We start from the raw sequence: 21,149 nt of genomic DNA on the forward strand, positions 1-21,149 counted from the left end.
GAGCTCGGCATTCGTCACGACGACGCGATCACCGACTCCGCCCGTTCGATCAACGATGCCAGAGCGGTGTTCAGCCCCTCCGCACCGAGGGCGGGCAAGATCCCCGGAACCAGTGCCGACAGAGTGACCGTCACCAGAGCCTGCGGCTTCATCGCCGAGCCCATCGTTGCCGACATCTGAGCCAGTTTGGCGTGCAGAGCAGCGAAATCGACCGTCGTCGACTCGTGTTCGAGTGCCACCGCATCGGGTGCGACGGCCGCTGCGCGGGCAACGAGATCGGGCAGATCGTCCACCGTCTTGGGCTTGGTTCGCGGTGCGAACTCCGCCTTCTCCTCGTCGGAGAGGATGTCGATGGACCGCAGCACCACATCAGGATCCGAGACCACGGCGTTCAGAATCCGCAGCAGCCGATCTGCGAACGTCGCGATCGACGACTCGTCGAGGATCGCCGTCGCGTAGGTGAACGTCGCCTCGATGTCGCGCAGTGCACCGGTGTCGTCGAATCGTTCGACGGCGGTCAGCTGCAGATCGAACTTGGCCTGGTCGTCGCCCGCGGGCAAGGCCTGCACCTGCAGACCCGGCAACTCGAACGATCCGGTCACGTGGTTCTGGAACGTCAGCATCGCCTGGAACAGCGGAGTGTAGGCACTCGACCGCGCCCGGCCCAGCGCGTCGACGAGCCGCTCGAACGGGACGTCGGCGTGGCCGAACGCTGCCAGATCCTTGTCCTTGGCCTGCTGCAGCAGCTCGACGAACGTGCCGCTCTGATCGAGTCGAGTTCGCAGCACGAGCGTGTTGACGAACATGCCGACGAGCTCGTCGAGTTGCTGTTCACCGCGACCGGCAGTGGGTGTACCGATGCTGATGTCGGAGGAGTTGCTCAGCCTCGAGAGCAGCACGGCGAAGGCACAGTGCACCACCATGAACGTCGTCGCCGAGTGTTCGCGAGCGATCTTCTCGATCGCCGATGCGATGTCGGTGCCGAACGAGAACTCGTACGAGGCACCCTGCATCGTCGGCCGAGGCGGTCGCGGCCGATCCAGCGGGAGCGCCAACTGTTCCGGCGCACCTGCCAACTCGGTCGTCCAATACGCCAGTTGTTTCGCGAGTGGACTCTCGGGATCGTTCTCGCTGCCGAGCACGTCACGCTGCCACAGCGCGAAGTCGGCGTACTGGACCGGCAACGGAGTCCATGCCGGCATCTCCCCCGCAACCCGAGCGGTGTAGGCCACCATGACGTCGCGGATCAGCGGACCCATCGAGAAACCGTCGGCAGCGATGTGGTGTGCCACCACGGCGAGCACGTGCTCGTTGTCGGCGACCTGCAGCAACGCAGCGCGCACCGGAACCGACTTCGTGACGTCGAACCCGGCACCGAGGGTCTCGGTCAGGCGGGAGATCACTGCATCCGGTTCCACCCGCTCGGGCGTCAGATCGACCCCTACCTCGGCGACGGAAACGATCTGCTGCACCGGCCCGTCCACAGAATCGGGGTACGCCGTGCGCAGAATTTCGTGGCGCCCCAGAACGTCGTCGAATGCCCCACGCAGGGAGTCGACGTCGAGTGCGCCGGTCAGCCGGACCGCGACAGGAATGTTGTACGCCGAGGAACCGGGGTCGATCCGGTTGATCGTCCACATTCTTTCCTGAGCGATCGAGAGTGGAAGCAGATCGGGTCGCTCACGAACGGTCAGTTCTCGGCGCGCACCGCCGCCGACGAGCGGGGCGATGTGGGCGGCCAGGCCTGCGACGGTGGACGCCGCGAACACTGCTCGCACCGGAATCTGGGCGTCGAGAGCCTGTCCCAGCCGCGAGACCAATTGCGTTGCGACCAATGAGTTTCCGCCGAGCGCGAAGAAATCGTCGTCGAGTCCGGCACGGTCCAGACCGAGCAGTTCCGCCACGGTGGCCGCGACGATCTCTTCGACCGGAGTGACCGGAGCGCGGAACTCGGCAACCTCGAACTGCGGTGCCGGAAGTGCCCGTCGATCCAGTTTGCCGTTGGCGTTGAGCGGAAGGGCATCGAGGACGACGAACGCTGCCGGAACCATGTACGACGGCACGGCGCGGGCGAGTTCGGCTTCGACACTCGCCACGTCGAGTACTGCTCCGGACGTACCGACGACGTAGGCGACCAGCTGGTCCCCCATCGATTCGCCGGTGTGCACCACGACGGCGGTGTCGGCCACCGTCGCCTGTGTGCGCAGGGCTGCCTCGATCTCACCGAGCTCGATGCGGAAGCCGCGAATCTTGACCTGGAAATCGGCACGCTCGATGTATTCGAGGCGGGCCGCCGCGGGTGCGCCGTCGACGACCGGAACCCGCCAGCGCACGAGGTCGCCCGTGCGATACATCCGCATTCCGTTCGCGTCGAACGGATTCGCCACGAACCGTTCGGCGGTGAGGTCCGCACGCCCGAAATATCCTCGCGCCAGCTGTGCACCGGCGAGATACAGCTCTCCCGTGACTCCGGCAGGAACCGGATGAAGGCGCGAGTCCAGCACGAACACGGCGGTGTTGGCCTCGGGCACGCCGATCGGCACGGTGACGGTGTCGGCATCGGTGACCGGATGCGAGGTCACCGACACCGCAGCCTCGGTCGGACCGTAGAGGTTGAACAGCTCGGCGGAACCGTTGTGCCGCCGGAAGTCCTGTGCCACCGCTGCGGGTAGTGCTTCACCGATGGCCAGGACACGTCGCAGATCGGGTGACAGATCGCCCGCGGCAACGGTGCCGAGCATCGACAACATCGACGGCACCAGATGCAACGTCGTCACCGCGTGCCGACGGATCAGCGTGAGCAGGTAGTCGGGATCGCGATGACCCTCCGGGTTCGCGATGACGAGTCGCCCACCCGAGGTCAGTTGCGACCAGAACTCCCACACCGACAGGTCGAACGTCGCTGCGGTCTTGAGCAGAGACGCATCGGTCTCGTCGAGGCGGTACTCCGCGCGCAGCCAGTTCAACTGGTTCACCACTGCGCCGTGCGAGACCGCCACGCCCTTGGGCCGGCCGGTGGAGCCGGACGTGAAGATGACGTAGGCCGTGGTGTCGGCGGAGAGTTCACCGCAGCGCTCGGAGGTCTCGACCGGCGCGGACGAGTAGCCCTCGAGATCGAGTTGCGCCAGATCGACGACCGTTGCTGCAGAGGAGATCTCCGGGCCGACAGCACCGGATGTCAGTACGCACAGCGGAGCTGCGGTCTCCAACACCAGCGCGTTGCGCTCGGCCGGCTGATCCGGATCGATCGGGACGTAGGCGCCTCCGGCCACGGAGACGGCGTACATGCCGACCAGTAGATCCACCGAACGCCGAATGGCAAGCCCCACCGGCACTTCGGGTCCGACACCCAGACCGATCAGATGACGGGCCAGACGCGACACCCGCTCGGAGAACTCGCCGTACGTCAGCGTGCCGTCGTCGTGCACGAGTGCAACGGCGTCACCGTTGCGCGCTGCCGAGCCCGCGAACAGATCGGCGAGCGTGGTGCCATATGCCGAATCGAACTCACGGTCGGTGTCGTTCCATTCCTCGACGATGGCGGGCAGCTCACCGTCGAGGAACAGATCGAGATCGCCGATCGGGGTCGCCGGCGCCGCTGTGACAGCGTCGAGCACGGCCTCGAACCGGGCTACGAGCGAACGCGCGGTGCGCTCGTCGAACAGGTCGGTCGCGTAGGTCAACAACGCATCGGCCCCGCCCGACGCCTCGTCGCCGCTCGATGCGTCGGAGACGATCAGATGCAGGTCGAACTGCGACGTTCCGGTCTCGGTGTCCAGGGCCGAGATATCCAGTCCGTCGAGCTCGAATTCTCGGCGCGCGAAGTTCTGGAACGAGAAGCCGACCTGGAACAGCGGGTGACGCGCCGTCGACCGGGTGGGGTTGACGACCTCGACGAGCCGCTCGAACGGTATGTCGGAGTTGGCGAAAGCCTGCAGATCGGTTTCCCGAGCCGCGTCGAGGAGGTCCTCGAAGCTCGCACCGCCCGCCACGTCGAGCCGCAGCACCAACGTGTTCACGAACATCCCGACGAGGTTCTCGATCTCCGCTTCGCCGCGACCCGCGATCGGAGTCCCGACGACGATGTCCGACGATCCCGACATGCGCGAGAGCAGCACGGCGAACGCCGCGTGCACGGCCATGAACACCGTCGCGTTGCGTGCGCGTGCCAGTTCGGTCAGTCGAGCGTGCGCGGCTGCGTCGATCCGGAAGTCGACGCGGCTGCCCCGGAAGGTCTGCTCGGCGGGTCGCGGACGATCGAGCGGTAGTTCGATCTGCTCGGGCAGCTCGGCCAGAGCGCTTTCCCAGTACCGAATCTGCTGCGCAGCAATCGATTCCGAGTCCTCCTCGGATCCGAGAACCTGGCGTTGCCACAGCGCGTAGTCGGCGTACTGCACCGGCAACGGTGCCCACGCCGGATCGGAACCACGGGTGCGCGCGGCGTATGCGGTCATGACGTCGGTGGACAACGGCATCACCGACAGACCGTCGGCGCTGATGTGGTGGATGACCATGCCGAGTACGAATTCGGTGTTCGAGACTCGGAAGAGTGCGGTCTTCAGCGGAACCTGGGTGGTGACGTCGAACGTCGCCGACAGGAGCTCCAGAACCCGCGCGGTCACCGACTCCGCGTCGGTGTCGATCACCTCGAGAGTGGTGGGCACCTGGGACATCGGCACGATCACTTGATGCGGGCCTTCGGGTGAATCCGGATAGACCGATCGCAGAGTCTCGTGACGTTCGATCACGTCGGAGACGGCACGCTGCAGCGAGTCGACGTCGAGACGCCCGCTGAGCCGAAGCGCGAACGGGATGTTGTACGCCGTGGACTCGGAATCGAAGCGGTTGAGGAACCACATCCGCTGCTGCGCGAGCGAGAGCGGCACTCGGCTCGGTCGCGTCGATGCCACCAGTGCCGGACGCGCGCCTGCGCCAGAACCTTGCTCGACCCGCGTTGCCAGAGCCGCGACGGTCGGGGCCTCGAACAGTGCGCGGACGGGGACAGTGGTGTCCGCTGCGGCTCCCAGCCTGGACACCACCTGCGTTGCCACCAGCGAATTGCCGCCGAGCTCGAAGAAGTCGTCGTCGAGACCGACACGCTCCACTCCGAGAACCTCGGCGAACACGTCGGCGACCATTTCCTCCACCGGAGTGGTCGGTGGTCGGAACTCACGTGTGCGCGCGGCCGGCTCGGGCAGCGCTCGTCGGTCCAGTTTTCCGTTGCCGGTCAACGGAATCGCGTCGAGGACCACGAACGCCGAGGGCACCATGTACTCGGGAAGGTGCTCCCCGATCGCTGTCCTGACGACGTCGATGTCGACGGTCGACTCGGCCGCGGGCACGACGTAGGCAACCAGGCGTGCGGCACCGGGAGTGTCTTCGCGCACGATCACCGCGGCCTGCCCGACGGTAGGAGCGGACGCGACGGCGGATTCGACCTCGCCCAGCTCGATTCGGAAACCGCGGATCTTGACCTGATCGTCGGCGCGACCGACGAATTCGAGTTCGCCGTCGGTCGACCACCGTGCCACGTCGCCGGTGCGGTACAGGACCGATCCGTCGCCTGCGAAAGGATCGGCGACGAACCTCGTCGCGCTCAGTCCGGGCCGACCGAGATACCCGCGCGCGACCTGACCACCGGAGACGTACATCTCCCCCGGCACGCCTGCTGGCACCAGCGACAGTCGCGAATCCAGTACGTACACCGAGAGCCCCGAGATGGCGCGTCCCACCAGAGATCCCGAAGCCTGCGCTGCGGACTGCGCGTCCACGACGCGGTGCGAGACGTGGACGGTGGTTTCGGTGATGCCGTACATGTTGACCAGTTGCGGGGATTCGTCGCCGTGACGATCGAACCAACCGGCCAGTCGTCGCAGTTCCAGCGCCTCGCCACCGAACACGATGTACCGCAACGAATAGTCGCCTGTCGAGCCTGCGGTCCGATCGACCTGATCGAGCTGGTAGAACGCCGACGGAGTCTGATTGAGAACGGTGACACGCTCACGAACGAGCAGCTCTCGCAACGCTTCCGGCGACCTGGAGGTGAAGTAGTCGACCACGACGACGCTGCCGCCGGTGGTGAGCGGGCCCCACAGTTCCCACACCGAGAAGTCGAACGCGAACGAGTGGAACAGCGTCCACACGTCGCCTCGACCGAACTCGAAGTGCCGCTCGGTGTTCGCCAACAGCCGTACGACGTTCCGATGCGGAACGAGTACGCCCTTGGGCTTGCCCGTCGAGCCCGAGGTGTAGATCACGTACGCCGTCGCAGCCGCGGTCGCCGGAATCGGATCGGCCACCGACACGTCGCCCGCGATCGAGGCGGTGTCGATATCGATCCTAGGAAGCGCGGCGGGTAGCTCCACGTCCACACCGGTCCACGTCAGGACGGCCACCGGACGAGAATCGGTGAGTACGAACTCGATACGGTCGGCCGGGTAGGACGGATCGATCGGAACGTAGGCACCGCCGGCTTTGAGCACCGCGAGCAGTGCGACGACGAGATCGGCGGTACGCGGCAGCACGACGGCCACCAGCGACTCCGGCCCGACCCCCTGGCCGGCGAGAATTCTCGCCAGTGCCGTCGAGGACTCGTCGATCTCTCGGTAACTCGTGGAGGCACCCTCGAACACCACTGCGGGAGCGTCCGGGTCCTCGGCCACCCGAGCGGCGAAGAGATCGACGATCGTGTCGAGCGAATCGGCAACGGCAGGCGCGTCCTGCGCGAGTGCGAGAACACGGCCGCGTTCGGCTTCGTCCATGACGGGGACGTCGCCGATTCGCTGACTCGGATCGCTTGCCACGGATTCGAGGACGCGGACCAGACGTTCCCCGATGACACGCGCTGTGCTGTCGTCGTAGAGATCGCGAGCGAAGGTGACGTCGACGGTCATGCCGCCGTCGACGTGGTTCTCGGTGAACGTGAACTGAACGTCGAACTTGGCCGTCTCGACGTCGAGATCGACTCCGCGCACGCTCAGGCCGGGGAGTTCGAGCTCGGTCTGCTCCATGTTCTGCACGGTGAGCATCACCTGGACGAGCGGGTGCCGAGCCGCCGACCGCGGTGGGTCGAGTACCTCGACGAGCCGCTCGAACGGCACCTCGGCGTGGGCGAACGCCGACAGGTCGGTCTCGCGTGCCCGAGCCAGCAGCCCGGTGAAGGCGCCGCCGTGATCGATATCGGTCCGCAGTACCAGCGTGTTGACGAACATTCCGATGACGTCGTCGAGCGCGGCCTCACCGCGTCCTGCGACCGGAGTACCGATCGCGATGTCGGTCTCACCGGACAGCCGGGCCAACAGCACGGCGAGCGAGGAGTGCAACACCATGAACAGCGAGCTCTGGTTGGCGCGGGCCACGTCGCCGAGGCGTCCGTGCGTGGCTGCGTCGAGGGCCAGCGTGATGTTGCCGCCGCGATACGACGACCTGTCCGGGCGGACGCGATCGCCGGGGAAGGTGACCTCGTCCGGCAGCGACGCCAATGCCCTCGTCCAGTGCCGAATCTGGTTCGAGACCGGTGACGACGGATCGTCCTCGGAACCCAGAACGGCCTGCTGCCAGAGGGTGTAGTCGACGTAGCGGACGGCGAGCGGAGCCCAACCGGGCTCGGTCCCCGCGCTCCGGGCCGCGTACGCGACCATCAGATCCCGAGTCATGGGGCCGATCGAGAAGCCGTCTGCAGCGATGTGGTGGGTGACGAACGCCAGAACGTGGCGGTCCGAGCCCAGCTCGAACAGCGCAGCACGCAACGGCGGCTCCGCGGTGACGTCGAACCCGCCCATGGCCAGCGCCGCCAGCGCCGACGGCAGTTCGGCCGTGGTGGTCGCTGTCGGTACCAGATCCGGAACCACCCGCTCCGCCGGAACGATCACCTGGGAGGCGACGCCGTCGACCTCCGGGTAGACCGTTCGCAGCGACTCGTGCCGCTCGATCACGTCGGCCACTGCTGCGCGCAGAGCGGGGATGTCGAGATCGCCACTGAGCTCGATGGCGACGGGGAGGTTCTCCGTCGCGGACTCCGGGTCGAACCGGTTGAGGAACCACATCCGGCGCTGCGCGAGCGAGAGCGGTACCAGATCCGGCAGGTCGGTGCGCACCAGCGGAATTCGACGGCCCGAACCCGAGAGCTCGTCGAGTCTGGCCGCCAGGGCGGACACGGTCGATGCCTCGAATATCGTCCGCACGGTCACCGTGGTGTCGAGTGCAGCGCCGATTCTAGACGCCACTCTCGTGGCCACGAGGGAGTTGCCGCCGAGCGCGAAGAACTCATCGTCGGCACCGACCACATCGATGCCGAGAACATCGCGGAAGACTTCGGCCACAACGGTTTCCGACGTGGTTGTCGGTGCACGGAACACGCGCTGCTCGATGTTCGGCTCCGGCAGAGCGCGACGATCGAGCTTGCCGTTGGGCGTCAGTGGCAGCGCGTCGAGCACGACGGTCGCGGCCGGGACCATGTAGCTCGCGAGCGAACGTGACGCGAACTCCGCCAGTTCGGCGACGTCGACGGTCCCGCCGACCGTGGGTACGACGTAGGCGACCAGCTGATCGCCCGCGGCAACGGTCTGCCGAACCAGTACGACGGCGGATTCCACGGACGGATGCTTGCGCAGCACGGTCTCGATCTCGCCGAGTTCGATGCGCAGTCCTCGAAGCTTGACCTGGAAGTCGGTGCGGCCCAGGTACTCCAACCGTCCTGAACCGGGGGACGCCGCACGCCAGCGCACCAGGTCACCGGTGCGGTACATGCGCGAGCCCGGTTCTCCGAACGGGTCGGGAAGGAATCGATCGGCCGTCAGGTCCGTTCGTCCGAGATATCCGCGGGCCAGTTGAACTCCGGCGAGGTACAGCTCGCCGGCAACCCCAGGTGCGACCGGAGACAGTCGAGCGTCGAGGACATACGTTCTGGTGTTCCACACGGGGACACCGATCGGGACGAGGTCGACGTCCGCCTCCGTCACTGCGTGGTAGGTGACGTCGACGGCCGCCTCGGTGGGACCGTAGAGGTTGTGCAGAGCCACGCCCGGCAGGACGCGACGGAGCCGATCGCCGACCTCGGCGGGCAGCGCCTCTCCTGATGCGAACAGCGTCCGCAGAGAGCCGGCCGCAGGAGACGGCGCAGCCGCCACGACGGACACGAAGACCTCGAGCAACGACGGTACGAAGTGCGCTGTGGTGACCGACTGTGCCTCGATCGTCTCGAGCAGGTACTGAGGGTCGCGATGGCCGTCGGGCTTCGCGATGACCAACGTAGCGCCGATCTGCAACGGCCAGAACAGTTCCCACACCGACACGTCGAACGTGACGGGGGTCTTCTGCAGCACCACGTCGTCGGGACTCAGCTCGTACTCCGACTGCATCCACAGCAGGCGGTTGACGATCGCCTCGTGTGAGACGGCCACGCCCTTGGGCTGCCCGGTCGAACCCGAGGTGAAGATGACGTAGGCGGTGTTGGACGGTGCCAGCGCACCGATTCGGTCCGCGTCGGTGATCGGCGCATCGGAGAAGCCGGACAGATCGAGGGTGTCGATATCGAGCACCTCGTAGCCGTCGGCTTCCACCGCGTCACGTGAGGTGGTCAGCACGCAGACCGGTTCCGCGGTTCCGAGAATGTGTGCGATCCGCTCGGTCGGCTGGTCCGGATCGATCGGTACGTACGCACCGCCGGCGGCGATGATCGCGTGAATGCCGACGAGGAGTTCCACCGAGCGACGGGCAGCGATGCCTACCGCGCTCTCGGGTCCGACACCGCGGGCGATCAGGAACCGCGCCAGACGGGAGACCCGTTCCTGGAATTCGCCGTAGCCGAGCGTGTCGCCCTCGAAAACCAGTGCGGCGGAGGTCGAGTCGACCTGTCCGGCAAGTGAGGCCAACGTCTGTGCCCGGTCGAGCTCGTGCGCGGTGTCGTTCCACTCGACCAGTACCCGGCTGCGTTCGACGGGCTCGAGCAGCTCGATGTCCCCGACCACGGTCGAGAGGTTGTCGGCGACGGCTTCGAGAACCGTGATCAACCGATCGCCCAGCGTGACGACCGTGGCTTCGTCGAAGAGATCGGTGGCGTAGGTGACGTCGACGGTCATGCCCTGCGGAGCACCGCTCGGTCCGATCGACTCCACGAACGTGAACTGCAGATCGAACAGCGCGACCAGCGTCTCGAAATCGACACCCGAGACCGACAGTCCAGGCAGTTCGAGATCCTTCTGTCCCAGGTTCTGGAACGCGAGTACCACCTGCACGAGGGGATGCCGAGCCGTGGATCGGGCGGGGTTGAGAATTTCGACCAGCCGCTCGAAAGGTACGTCCACGTGAGCCAGAGCCGACAGGTCGGTCTCGCGGGTGTCGGCGAGAACCTGGTCGAATCGCCGCGACGTGTCGATCTCGGTGCGCAACACCAGCGTGTTGACGAACATGCCGATCAAGTCGTCGAGGGCGGCCTCACCGCGACCGGCGACCGGGGTGCCGATCGCGATGTCGGCCTCGCCGGACAACCGCGACAGCAGTACGGCCAACGAGGTGTGCACCACCATGAACAGCGAGGCGTTCTCTGCTCTGGCGGCATCGATCAGCGCGCGGTGCAGATCTTCGTCGATGGAGAAGCGTACGAGCGCGCCACGGTTCGACGCCACGACAGGCCTCGGTCGGTCGGACGGCACGTCGAGCTGATCCGGTAGGCCCGCCAGAGTGGCTGTCCAGTAGTCGATCTGCTGCGAGACGACCGACTGCGGGTCGTCCTCGGAACCGAGTACTTCGCGCTGCCAGAGGCTGTAATCGGCGTAGTCGACCGGCAGCGGAGACCAGAAGGGCTCCTGGTTCAGCGAGCGAGCCGCGTACGCGTTCATCACGTCTCGGGTGAGCGGGCCCAGCGAGAACCCGTCGGCCGCGATGTGGTGGACGACGAACACCAGCAGGTGCTCGGTGGGGCTGACCTCGAAGAGCCTGGTTCGGAAGGGCAGGTCCTTCGACAGGTCGAATCCGGTGGTCGCCAGTTCACGCAACGCATCCGCGACCTCGTGCGCGGCGATGTCGACGGGCGTCAGATCCGGTGTGGCCGTGGCTGCGTCGACGATCACCTGATGTGCGGTTCCGTCGGTCTCCGGGAACACCGTGCGCAGGGACTCCTGCCGAGCCACGACGTCCGCGACCGCGATCTGCATTGCGCGACGGTCCAGCAGACCGGACAGTCGCACGGCGATCGGGATGTTGTTGGCTGCGGATTCGACGTCGAACTTGTTCAGGAACCACATCCGCTGCTGCGCGAGCGACAACGGAATGTGTTGCGGCCGTTGCTGAGGCACCAGCGGCGGACGGCTTCCGGTGGCGACCAGTGTGCCCAACCGCGCGGCCAGATCGGCCACCGTGGAGGTGTCGAACAGCTCTCGAACCGCAATTCGAGTGTCCATGGCGACGCCCAGTCGTGACACCAGTTGTGTTGCGATGAGGGAGTTTCCGCCGAGCTCGAAGAAGTCGTCGTCGAGACCGACGCGCTCGACTCCGAGGACCTGGGCGAAGACCTCCGCAACGGTGCGTTCGATGTCGTTGGTCGGTTCCCGGTACTCGGTCACCTCGAAAGCGGGATCGGGCAGAGCCTTGCGGTCGAGCTTTCCGCTGGCACCGAGCGGAAACTCCTCGAGCACGATCAGCGTCGACGGCACCATGTACTCCGCGAGTCGAGAGCGCAGGGCACCGAGGACGGCTCCGGTCTCCACCGAGGCACCGGACGGTACGACGTACCCGACGAGTTGGTCGTTGCGGACCACGACGACTGCCTGAGAGATGGAGCGTTGTGCCAGCAATGCGGATTCGATCTCGCCGAGTTCGATGCGCAGGCCGCGCAGCTTCACCTGGAAATCCGAACGACCCACGTACTCCAGCTCGCCGTCACGGTTCCACCGCACGACGTCACCGGTCCGATAGAGGCGCTGCCCGCCCGTTGCGAACGGATGCGCCACGAAGCGATCCGCGGTCAGGTCGGGGCGGCTCACGTAGCCGCGAGCCAGCTGTGTACCTGCGAGGTAGAGCTCACCTGCGACACCGACGGGAGTGGGATTCAGTCGCGAGTCGAGCACGTACACGGCGGTGTTCCACACCGGCGCACCGATCGGCATCACGTCCGAATCCTCGTCCGTGACAGCGTGATAGGTGACGTCGACGGCAGCCTCCGTCGGACCGTACAGGTTGTGCAGCTCGACTCCCTTCACCGCTCGGCGCAGTGCACGAGCCGTGGTGGGAGCCAGTGCCTCGCCGGATGCGAACACCAGCCGCAGTGTGGCACCCGATGCTCGGCGTCGCTCCACCTCGGGGACGAAGACGGACATCATCGACGGTACGAAGTGCACCACCGAGACATGTTCGCGCGCAATGACGTCGAGCAGATACATCGCATCGCGGTGACCGTCCGGAACAGCGATGGCGACCGATGCGCCGTTCTGCAGAGCCCAGAAGAACTCCCACACCGAGACGTCGAAGGTCGACGGAGTCTTCTGCAGCACCACGTCGTCGGCGTTCAATTGATACTCGTGCTGCATCCACAGCAGGCGGTTGACGATCGCCTCGTGCGAGACTCCGACGCCCTTGGGGCGACCTGTCGATCCCGACGTGAAGATCACGTAGGCGATGTTCGAGGGCCGCAGCGGGGCTGCACGGTCGGCGTCGGTCAACGGCGTCGAGGACAGGTCCGACACGTCGAGTGTGTCGATGTCGATCGTCGCGACCCCGGCGAACTCCACGTGATCTCGCGTGGTGGACAGCACTCGGACCGGTGCGGCCGTGGCCACGATGTATTCGTTGCGATCGGCCGGCTGCGTCGGATCGATCGGAACGTACCCGGCTCCGGCCTTGACGATCGCGTACATACCCACGAACAGGTCGAGGCTGCGTCCGATGGCGAGCCCCACGAGGGTGTCGGGCCCGACACCGGTCGACACCAGATGTCGCGCAAGACGATTGGCTCTCGCCGCGAACTCCGCATACGTCAGCCGCTCCCCCTCGAACACCAGAGCCGGTGCATCGGGGGTCCGGTCGACCTGACGGTCGAACAGGTCGACCAACGTCACCTGCTTCGGCACGTCGTGTTCGGTCCGGTTCCACGCCGTGACGACGCGCTCGCGCTCGCCGTCGTCGAGAAGGTCGATGTCTCCCACCGACAGCGAGGGATCTGCGACCACGGCAGTGAGCATCCGCACGAAACGTTCGGCAAATCCTCGGACCGTCGCGGCGTCGAAAAGATCGGTCGCGTAGGTCAACTCGGCTGCCATGCCCTGTCCGCGACCGTCCACTCCGATGGACTCGGTGACGGTCAGCTGCAGGTCGAACTTCGCCACCTCGGCATCGAGGGCGACGCTGTCCACCGACAGTCCGGGTAGGTCCACGTGCGTACGGGTGAGGTTCTCGAACGAGAGCATCACCTGGAACAGCGGGTGCCGCGCCTGCGACCGGGACGGGTTCAGCACCTCGACCAAGCGCTCGAACGGCAGATCGGCGTGCCCGAACGCACCGAGCGCGACCTCGCGGGCGCGGCCGATCTGCTCCGAGAACGTGCGACCCGACTCGATATCGGTGCGCAGCACGAGGGTGTTGACGAACATGCCGACCACGTCGTCCAGGGCTGCGTCGCCGCGGCCTGCGACCGGAGTACCGATCGCGATGTCCTCGGTGCCGGACAAGCGAGCGAGCAGTACCGCCAGAGCGGCGTGCACGACCATGAACAGCGATGCGTTGTGCGTGTGAGCCAGCGAGGACAGGCCTCGGTGGACCTCGGCCGGTACCTCGAATCGGATCGACGATCCCTGGTACGACTGACGATTCGGGCGCGGCCGATCGGTCGGCAGGTCCAGCTGGTCGGGCAGACCGGCAAGCATGTCGGCCCAGTAGTCGACCTGACCGGAGATCAGCGATTGCGGATCGTCCTCGGAGCCGAGAACCGAACGCTGCCACAGGCTGTAGTCGGCGTACTGCACCTCGAGCGGCATCCACGCCGGGTTCTCCCACGCGGTGCGTGAGGCGTACGCGATCATGAGGTCGCGGGCCAGTGGACCCATCGACCAGCCGTCGGCCGAGATGTGGTGCACCACCATGGCGATGACGTGCTCGCGGGGACCGATCTCGAAGAGGCGAGCCTGAATCGGAACGTTGACCGTCACGTCGAACGTCGTCGACGCGAGCGTGAAGACCTGCCGCTGGATATCGGTCGCGGACGTCGGAACGGGCATCAGGTTCGGCACCGTCTGCGCGGCATCGAGGATGGTCTGCTGCGGGCCGGCCGCGGTGTCGGGGTAGACCGTGCGCAGCGATTCGTGACGGTCGATGACGTCCATGATCGCCACCTGCAACGCGGCGACGTCGAGTTCGCCGGTCAGTCTCAGTGCGAACGGAATGTTGTATGCGGTCGAATCGGCGTCGAATCGATTGAGGAACCACATACGCTGCTGCGCGAGCGAGAGCGGAATGCGCTCGGGCCGCACGGTTGCGACGAGCGCGACGCGGCCGCCCTCCCCTGCGGCCTGCTCCACCCGTACCGCGAGCAGCGCTACGGTCGATGCCTCGAACAGCATGCGCACCGGCACGGTCGCATCGAGAGCGACTCCCAGGCGCGAGACCACCTGCGTGGCGATCAGCGAGTTACCGCCGAGCTCGAAGAAGTCGTCGTCGAGACCCACGCGTTCCACGCCGAGAACGTCTGCGAAGACGTCCGCGACGATCTCCTCGATCGGTGTGGTCGGGGCGCGGAACTCGCGCACCTCGAACACCGGAGCCGGCAGTGCCCGGCGATCGAGCTTGCCGTTGACGGTCAGTGGGATCGCGTCGAGCACGACGAAAGCCGACGGCACCATGTACTCGGGAAGTACCTCTGCGATACCGGTTCTGATGTCTTCGATGTCGACGATCGGCCTGCCCTCGACCGCGGCGGACACCACGTAGGCGACCAGTCGAGCTGCACCGGGCGAGTCCTCGCGCACGACCACGGCGGCCTGGGTGACGGTCGGCTGCGCGGACACCGCCGCCTCGACCTCACCCAGTTCGATGCGGAATCCGCGAACCTTGACCTGGTCGTCGGAACGTCCGAGGTACTCGAGTTCGCCTGCGGCGTTCCACTGTGCGAGGTCACCGGTTCGGTACAGCAGCGATCCCTCGTCGGCTCCCGACGCGAACGGGTTCGCCACGAAGCGAACCGACGTCAGTTCGCGGCGACCGAGGTAACCGCGGGCGAGTTGTCCACCGGCGACGTACATTTCACCGGGCACCCCGACCGGAACCGGGTGCAGGCGAGTGTCCAGTACGAATACCCGCAGCCCGGCGATCGGCTTACCGACCACCGACGCACTGGTCTCGACGGACGCGGCATCGAGCGCACGGTAGGACACGTGGACGGTCGTCTCGGTGATGCCGTACATGTTGACGAGCTGGGGCGCACTGTGCCCGTGCCGTTCGAACCAGCCGGTCAGCCGTCGTTGTTCGAGGGCTTCACCGCCGAAGATCACGTACCGCAGCACCAATTCGCCGTGCGCGGTCGCCGTCGTGCGATCGGCCTCGGAGAGCTGATAGAAGGCCGACGGCGTCTGGTTGAGCACTGTGACCTGCTCGTCGACGAGCAGTCGGTGGAATGCCTCCGGCGACCGTGAGGTGAAGTAGTCGACGACGACCAACGTGCCGCCGTACAGCAACGGGCCCCACAGCTCCCACACCGAGAAGTCGAACGCGTAGGAGTGGAACATCGTCCAGACGTCGTCGGCACCGAAGCCGTAGACCGAATCGGTGTTGTCGAGCAGCCGAACGACGTTGCGATGCGGAACCATCACGCCCTTGGGACGGCCCGTCGAACCCGAGGTGTAGATGACGTAGGCGACGTTGTCGGGCCGCAGCGGAGCAGTCCGATCCTCGTCGGTGACGGGATCGTCGGACACCGAGGACAGATCGACGGTGTCGATATCGAGCAGCGCTGCGCCGGTACGTGATTCGACGTCGGACGGCAGTTCGACTCGGTCCGAGCCGGACAACAGAACGGTGGTGGGGCGAGCATCGTCGAGCATGTACTCGACCCGGTCGAGTGGGTAGCTCGGGTCGACGGGGAGGTATCCACCGCCGGCCTTGATCACCGCGACGAGCGCGACGACCAGTTCCGCCGACCGAGGAAGTGCTACGGCGACCAGGCTTTCGGGGCCGACGCCGTGCGAGACGAGAACGCGCGCAAGGCGATTGGACTGCGCATCGAACTCCGCATAGGTCATCGACGAGCCACCGAATCGCACCGCGACGGCGTCCGGGTGATTCGCGGCTGCTGCATCGAGCAGATCCACCAGGGTCAGCTCTCGTGAGACGTCGTCTCCCGAGACGTTCCACTGCGACACCACGGCACGGTGCTCCGCGGCGTCGACGATCGTGACGTCACCGACCGGCACTGTCGCGTCCGTGGTGACCGCGTCCAGAATCGCCAGGAAGCGACGCGCGAAGCTCTCGACGAGATCTTCGTCGAACAGATCCGTTGCGTACTCGAACACCGCATCGATACCCGCGGGCGCTCCGTCGTCGAGGTGCTCGGTCAGCCACAGCTGTATGTCGAATTTGGCGATGGGAACATCGAATTCGGCGGCCTCCGCGCGCAGGCTGCCGACGGTGAGTTCGCGAGACATCGCCGATTCGAGTGAGATCGCGACCTGGAACAGCGGGTGCCGAGACGTCGAGCGAACCGGGTTCAGCACCTCGACGAGGCGCTCGAACGGCACGTCTGCATGCGCGAACGCGGACAGATCCGTGTCACGTACGCGCGAGAGCAGATCCTCGAACGTCAACGCCGGATCGACCTCGGTGCGCAGTACGAGCGTGTTGACGAACATGCCGACCAGGTCGTCCAGCGCGGGTTCTCCCCGACCGGCCACGGGCGCACCGATGGCGATGTCGGTGGTACCACTGAGCCGAGCGAGCAGCAGCGCGTACGCGGATTGCATGACCATGAACAGCGAGGCGTTGTTCGCTCGGGCCAGGTTCGCCAGCGAGGCATGCAGATGCGCCGGAACGTCGACCCGGAGCTTGCTGCCCGCATTCGAGGACACGGCGGGCCGTGGCCTGCTCGACGGCAGCGCCAGTTGATCGGGCAGATCTTCGAGAGTCGCGCTCCAGTAGGCGATTTCGCGAGACGCCAGAGACAGTGGATCGGCCTCGGGACCGAGCACCGCTCGTTGCCACAACGCGTAGTCGGCGTACTGGACCTCGAGAGGGGTCCACTCGGGTGCGCGCCCCTTGACGCGGCTCGAGTACGCCACCAGCACGTCCCGCGCCAGCGGGCCGAACGACGCACCGTCGGCGGCGATGTGGTGGAGCACCATCGCGAGTTCGTGTTCGGTCGGTGAGATCTCGAAGAGTGCGATGCGGAACGGTGTGTCGACCGTGACGTCGAATCCCTTGGCGACCAGTTCGTGCAGCCGGCCACCCAGTTCGTCGCGTTCGATGCGAACCGGCAGAATCGTCGCCGGAGTCCGTGCGGCCGTGAGCACGACCTGTTCGGGTGAGCCGTCCACTTCGGGGTAGACGGTGCGCAGCGTTTCGTGTCGATCGACGACGTCGGCGAATGCGGCCGACAGCGCCACCACGTCCAGCGGACCGGTCAGACGAACGGAGAACGGCAGGTTGTACGCCGCGGTGGTCGGGTCGAAGCGGTTGAGGAACCACATCCGCTGTTGCGCAGGTGAGAGCGGTATACGCTCGGGCCGTTCCCGCGACTCCAGAACCGGGGTGTCCGCCCCGAGCCGGGCCGCCGATTCGGCCCTGGCCGCGAGTGCGCCGACCGTGGGAGCCTCGAACAGCTCACGGACACCGAGGCGCACACCGAGAGCGCTGCCGACTCGCGTCACCAACTGCGTGGCGATCAGAGAGTTGCCACCGAGCTCGAAGAAGTCCTCGTCCAGACCGACCTTGGAGGCTCCGAGCAGATCCTCGTAGATGCCCGCGACGACGTACTCCGCGCGGCTCTGCGGGGCCCGGTACTTCTTCGCACTGCTGAACACCGGTTCGGGCAACGCTTTTCGGTCGAGCTTGCCGCTGGTGTTCAGCGGCAGGGCGTCGAGGACGACGACCGCTGCAGGCACCATGTACGACGGTAGGGCGTGACCGGCGAACTCGATCGCCGCGGCCGACTCGATGGATCGTCCGGGAGCGGCGACCACATACGCCACCAACTGATCACCGGTGACCGTCTGGACCACCAACACCACTGCCTGCGAGATGGATTCGTTGGAGAGCAGAACCGTTTCGATCTCACCGAGCTCGATGCGTTGGCCGCGGAACTTGACCTGGAAATCGGTTCGTCCGATGTAGTCCAGCACTCCGTCGCTACGCCAGCGCACGAGGTCACCGGTGCGGTACATCCGCTCGCCGCCGGTGCCGAAGGGGTTGGCGACGAAGCGATCCGAGCTCAGATCCGGTCGGCCCACGTAGCCGCGCGCCAACTGGACTCCGGCAAGGTAGAGCTCGCCCGATTCGCCGATCGGGGTGGGCCGCAGCCGACCGTCGAGAACGAAGGCCCTGGTGTTCCACTCGGGGACACCGATCGGAACGGTGCGGGTGTCCTCCGGTCCGCTGGGGTGATAGGTGACCGAGACCGCGGCCTCGGTGGGGCCGTAGAGATTGTGCAGCCCCGCCGAGCACAGCGCGCGGAACGACGCTGCTGTCTCGACCGGCAGTGCCTCGCCGATGACCAACACGTGGCGCAGCGAACTGCAGGTGCCCATCGGCGCGTTGGCCACGAACACCGTCAGCATCGACGGCACGAAATCGGTGATCGTGACCCGATGTTCGGCGATCTTGTTGGCCACGTAGACCGAGTCTCGATGCCCGTCGGGGGTGGCGAGCACCATCGTCGCGCCGACGCGCAGCGGCAGGAAGAATCCCCAGAGCGAGACGTCGAAGGTGGTGGCCGTCTTCTGCAGATAGACGTCGGAGCCGTCCATCGGATACTCCGAGAGCATCCACTCCATCTGGTTGTGGATCGCCGCGTGTTCGACCGCGACGCCCTTGGGCCGTCCGGTGGAACCGGAGGTGTAGATCACGTACGCAGTATTCGAAAGTCGTAGTGGCGCAGTGCGTTCGACATCCCGAACGGGTGCCGTGGACCTCGCGGCACAGTCGACGAGATCGACCGCAACCGTCTCGGTTCCCTCGGGCAGCGCCACGTCGTCGCGGGAAGAGATCAGCACGCACCGCGGCTGTGCCGAGTCCAGAATGTAGGCCGTGCGATCCGCGGGGTGGTCGGGGTCGATCGGCACCCAGGCACCGCCTGCCGCGACGATCGCGTACATGCCGACGACGAGGTCGAAAGAACGGCGAATCGACAGTCCGACGAGCGTCTCGGGACCCACACCCATGTCGATCAGGTGGCGAGCGAGGCCGTTCACGCGCGCCGAGAGGTCACCGTAGGTCAGCGCCTCACCCTCGTACACCAGGGCTGTTGCGTTCGGATTCGCGGCCGCGGCTGCCTCGAATGCAGAGAGCAGAGTCCGTGGTTCGGTCTCGTGCTCGGTGTCGTTCCACCGGTCCACGACCTGCTCGCGTTCGAGACCGTTCGTCAGTGCCAGATCCCATACCGCGTCCTTCGGTCCCGACGCCACGAAGCGGGCGAAGAAGTCGACGAAGCGTTCGTGGTTCCGGCCGGCTTGTTCCGGTCCGTACAGATTGGGGTTGGACTCGAAGTCGATGTGCGTGGTGGACCCGGCGACGCTGGTGTAGAGATTGAGCCCGAAATCCTCGATGAGGCCGGTCGAGAGAATGTTGATGCCGCCGACCATCGAACCGAGGCGCACCTCGCCGAAGAACAGCATGATGTTGACCCACGGGCCGAAGAACGAGGCCTGACCACTGGCCGAGCCTGCATCGCGCCGGATGTCCTCGTGCCGGTAACGCTGGTGGCGCAGGGCCCCGGAGACCTCGGCGTTGACGCGCGCGAAGAGCGTCTCGACGGTGGTGTCTCCCGACACGTCGAGCCGCAGGGGAACGACGTTGGAGACCATGCCGCCGGAACGGCGAAGTACAGCGGTGGTGCGTGCGGTGACCGGCAGCGACAGTACGACGTCTTCTCGTCCGGTCATCTGGGCGAGATAGGCGGCGAAGCCGGCGATGACGATGGTTGCCATCGTGGTGTCCGTCTCGGCACGAAGAGCCTCGAGCCGTTCCATCGTCTCGGTGGACAGAGCTGTGCTGTCGATCTGGCTCTTCGCTGCGGGCGGAGCCGTGTGCCCGGCGAGAGTGGTGACTCCGTCGATGCCGTCGATGCGTGACGCCCAGTACTCGCGGTCGGCCTCGAAACGGGTCGAATCACGGTATGCCACGTCGATGTCGTAGACCTTGGTCAGGTCCGATGCCAGGTTCTTGCTCGGCTCGGTGCCCTCCACCGCTGCGGTGTACAGCTCCGCCGCACGGTTCATGAACGTGACGGCTCCGAAACCGTCGAGCACCACGTGATGCACGCGCTCGTACCAGAACCACACGTCGTCCTCGAGGCGCAGGACGGTTGCCGCGATGAGTCGGTCGCGGAGAATGTCGATCGGCGCGCTGTAGTCGCCGTGCATCCACGCCAGGGCGGCTGCCCTCGGATCGGCCTCACCGCGCAGATCGAGGTAGTTCAGAGAGTCGTCGAGAGTGGGGTCGACGATCTGACGGGGCTCGGCGTCGACCTCGACGATGCGCACGAATCCGGATTGCAGTTCGAGTGCCGCCTGCGAGGATGCTCGGCGAAGCAGCTCCACGTCGAGGTCGCCGTGAAGTTCGATGTACTGGGCGATGTTCGCGGGTACCGAGGGGTCCACGTGCTGTGCGAACCACATTCCCAATTGGGCCGGTGACAGTGGGAACGACGAATGCTCGGAACTGCCGACTCCGTCGTCGTGTCCAGCACCTTCCACACCTAGCGGGTCCAATCGAAGCCTCTCTTTCCCACAATCACACGCGCCCCCACCGGCTGCCACACGAGCAGCGATCGGCAGGCACCGAACACATCGAACAAGTTGCTTACTTCGTTCTCTATTTTCTCACCGGAAACAACTCGAAGTTACCTTTCAGTACATATCCGTCCGTATGTACCGGACCGTTACAAGTCGATACCCGATCCGAGCTCACCCGACACACTCCGACTCGATTCGGCACCCGGTCAATCTACAGTGCCGACC

1 protein-coding gene is annotated in these 21,149 nt (G+C 66.0%); it reads right to left on the bottom strand.

The features are described from left to right. Window positions 1-14 precede the first annotated feature (14 nt). Window positions 15-20,885, bottom strand: a complete 20,871-nt coding sequence (locus tag QM615_RS05250; RefSeq protein WP_262498284.1) for a non-ribosomal peptide synthase/polyketide synthase — start codon at window positions 20,883-20,885, stop codon at window positions 15-17. Between the last annotated feature and the right edge of the window lie 264 nt (window positions 20,886-21,149).

It is taken from the genome of Rhodococcus sp. IEGM 1341, from assembly GCF_030056895.1.
In the GTDB taxonomy this organism is placed as follows: Bacteria; Actinomycetota; Actinomycetes; order Mycobacteriales; family Mycobacteriaceae; genus Rhodococcoides.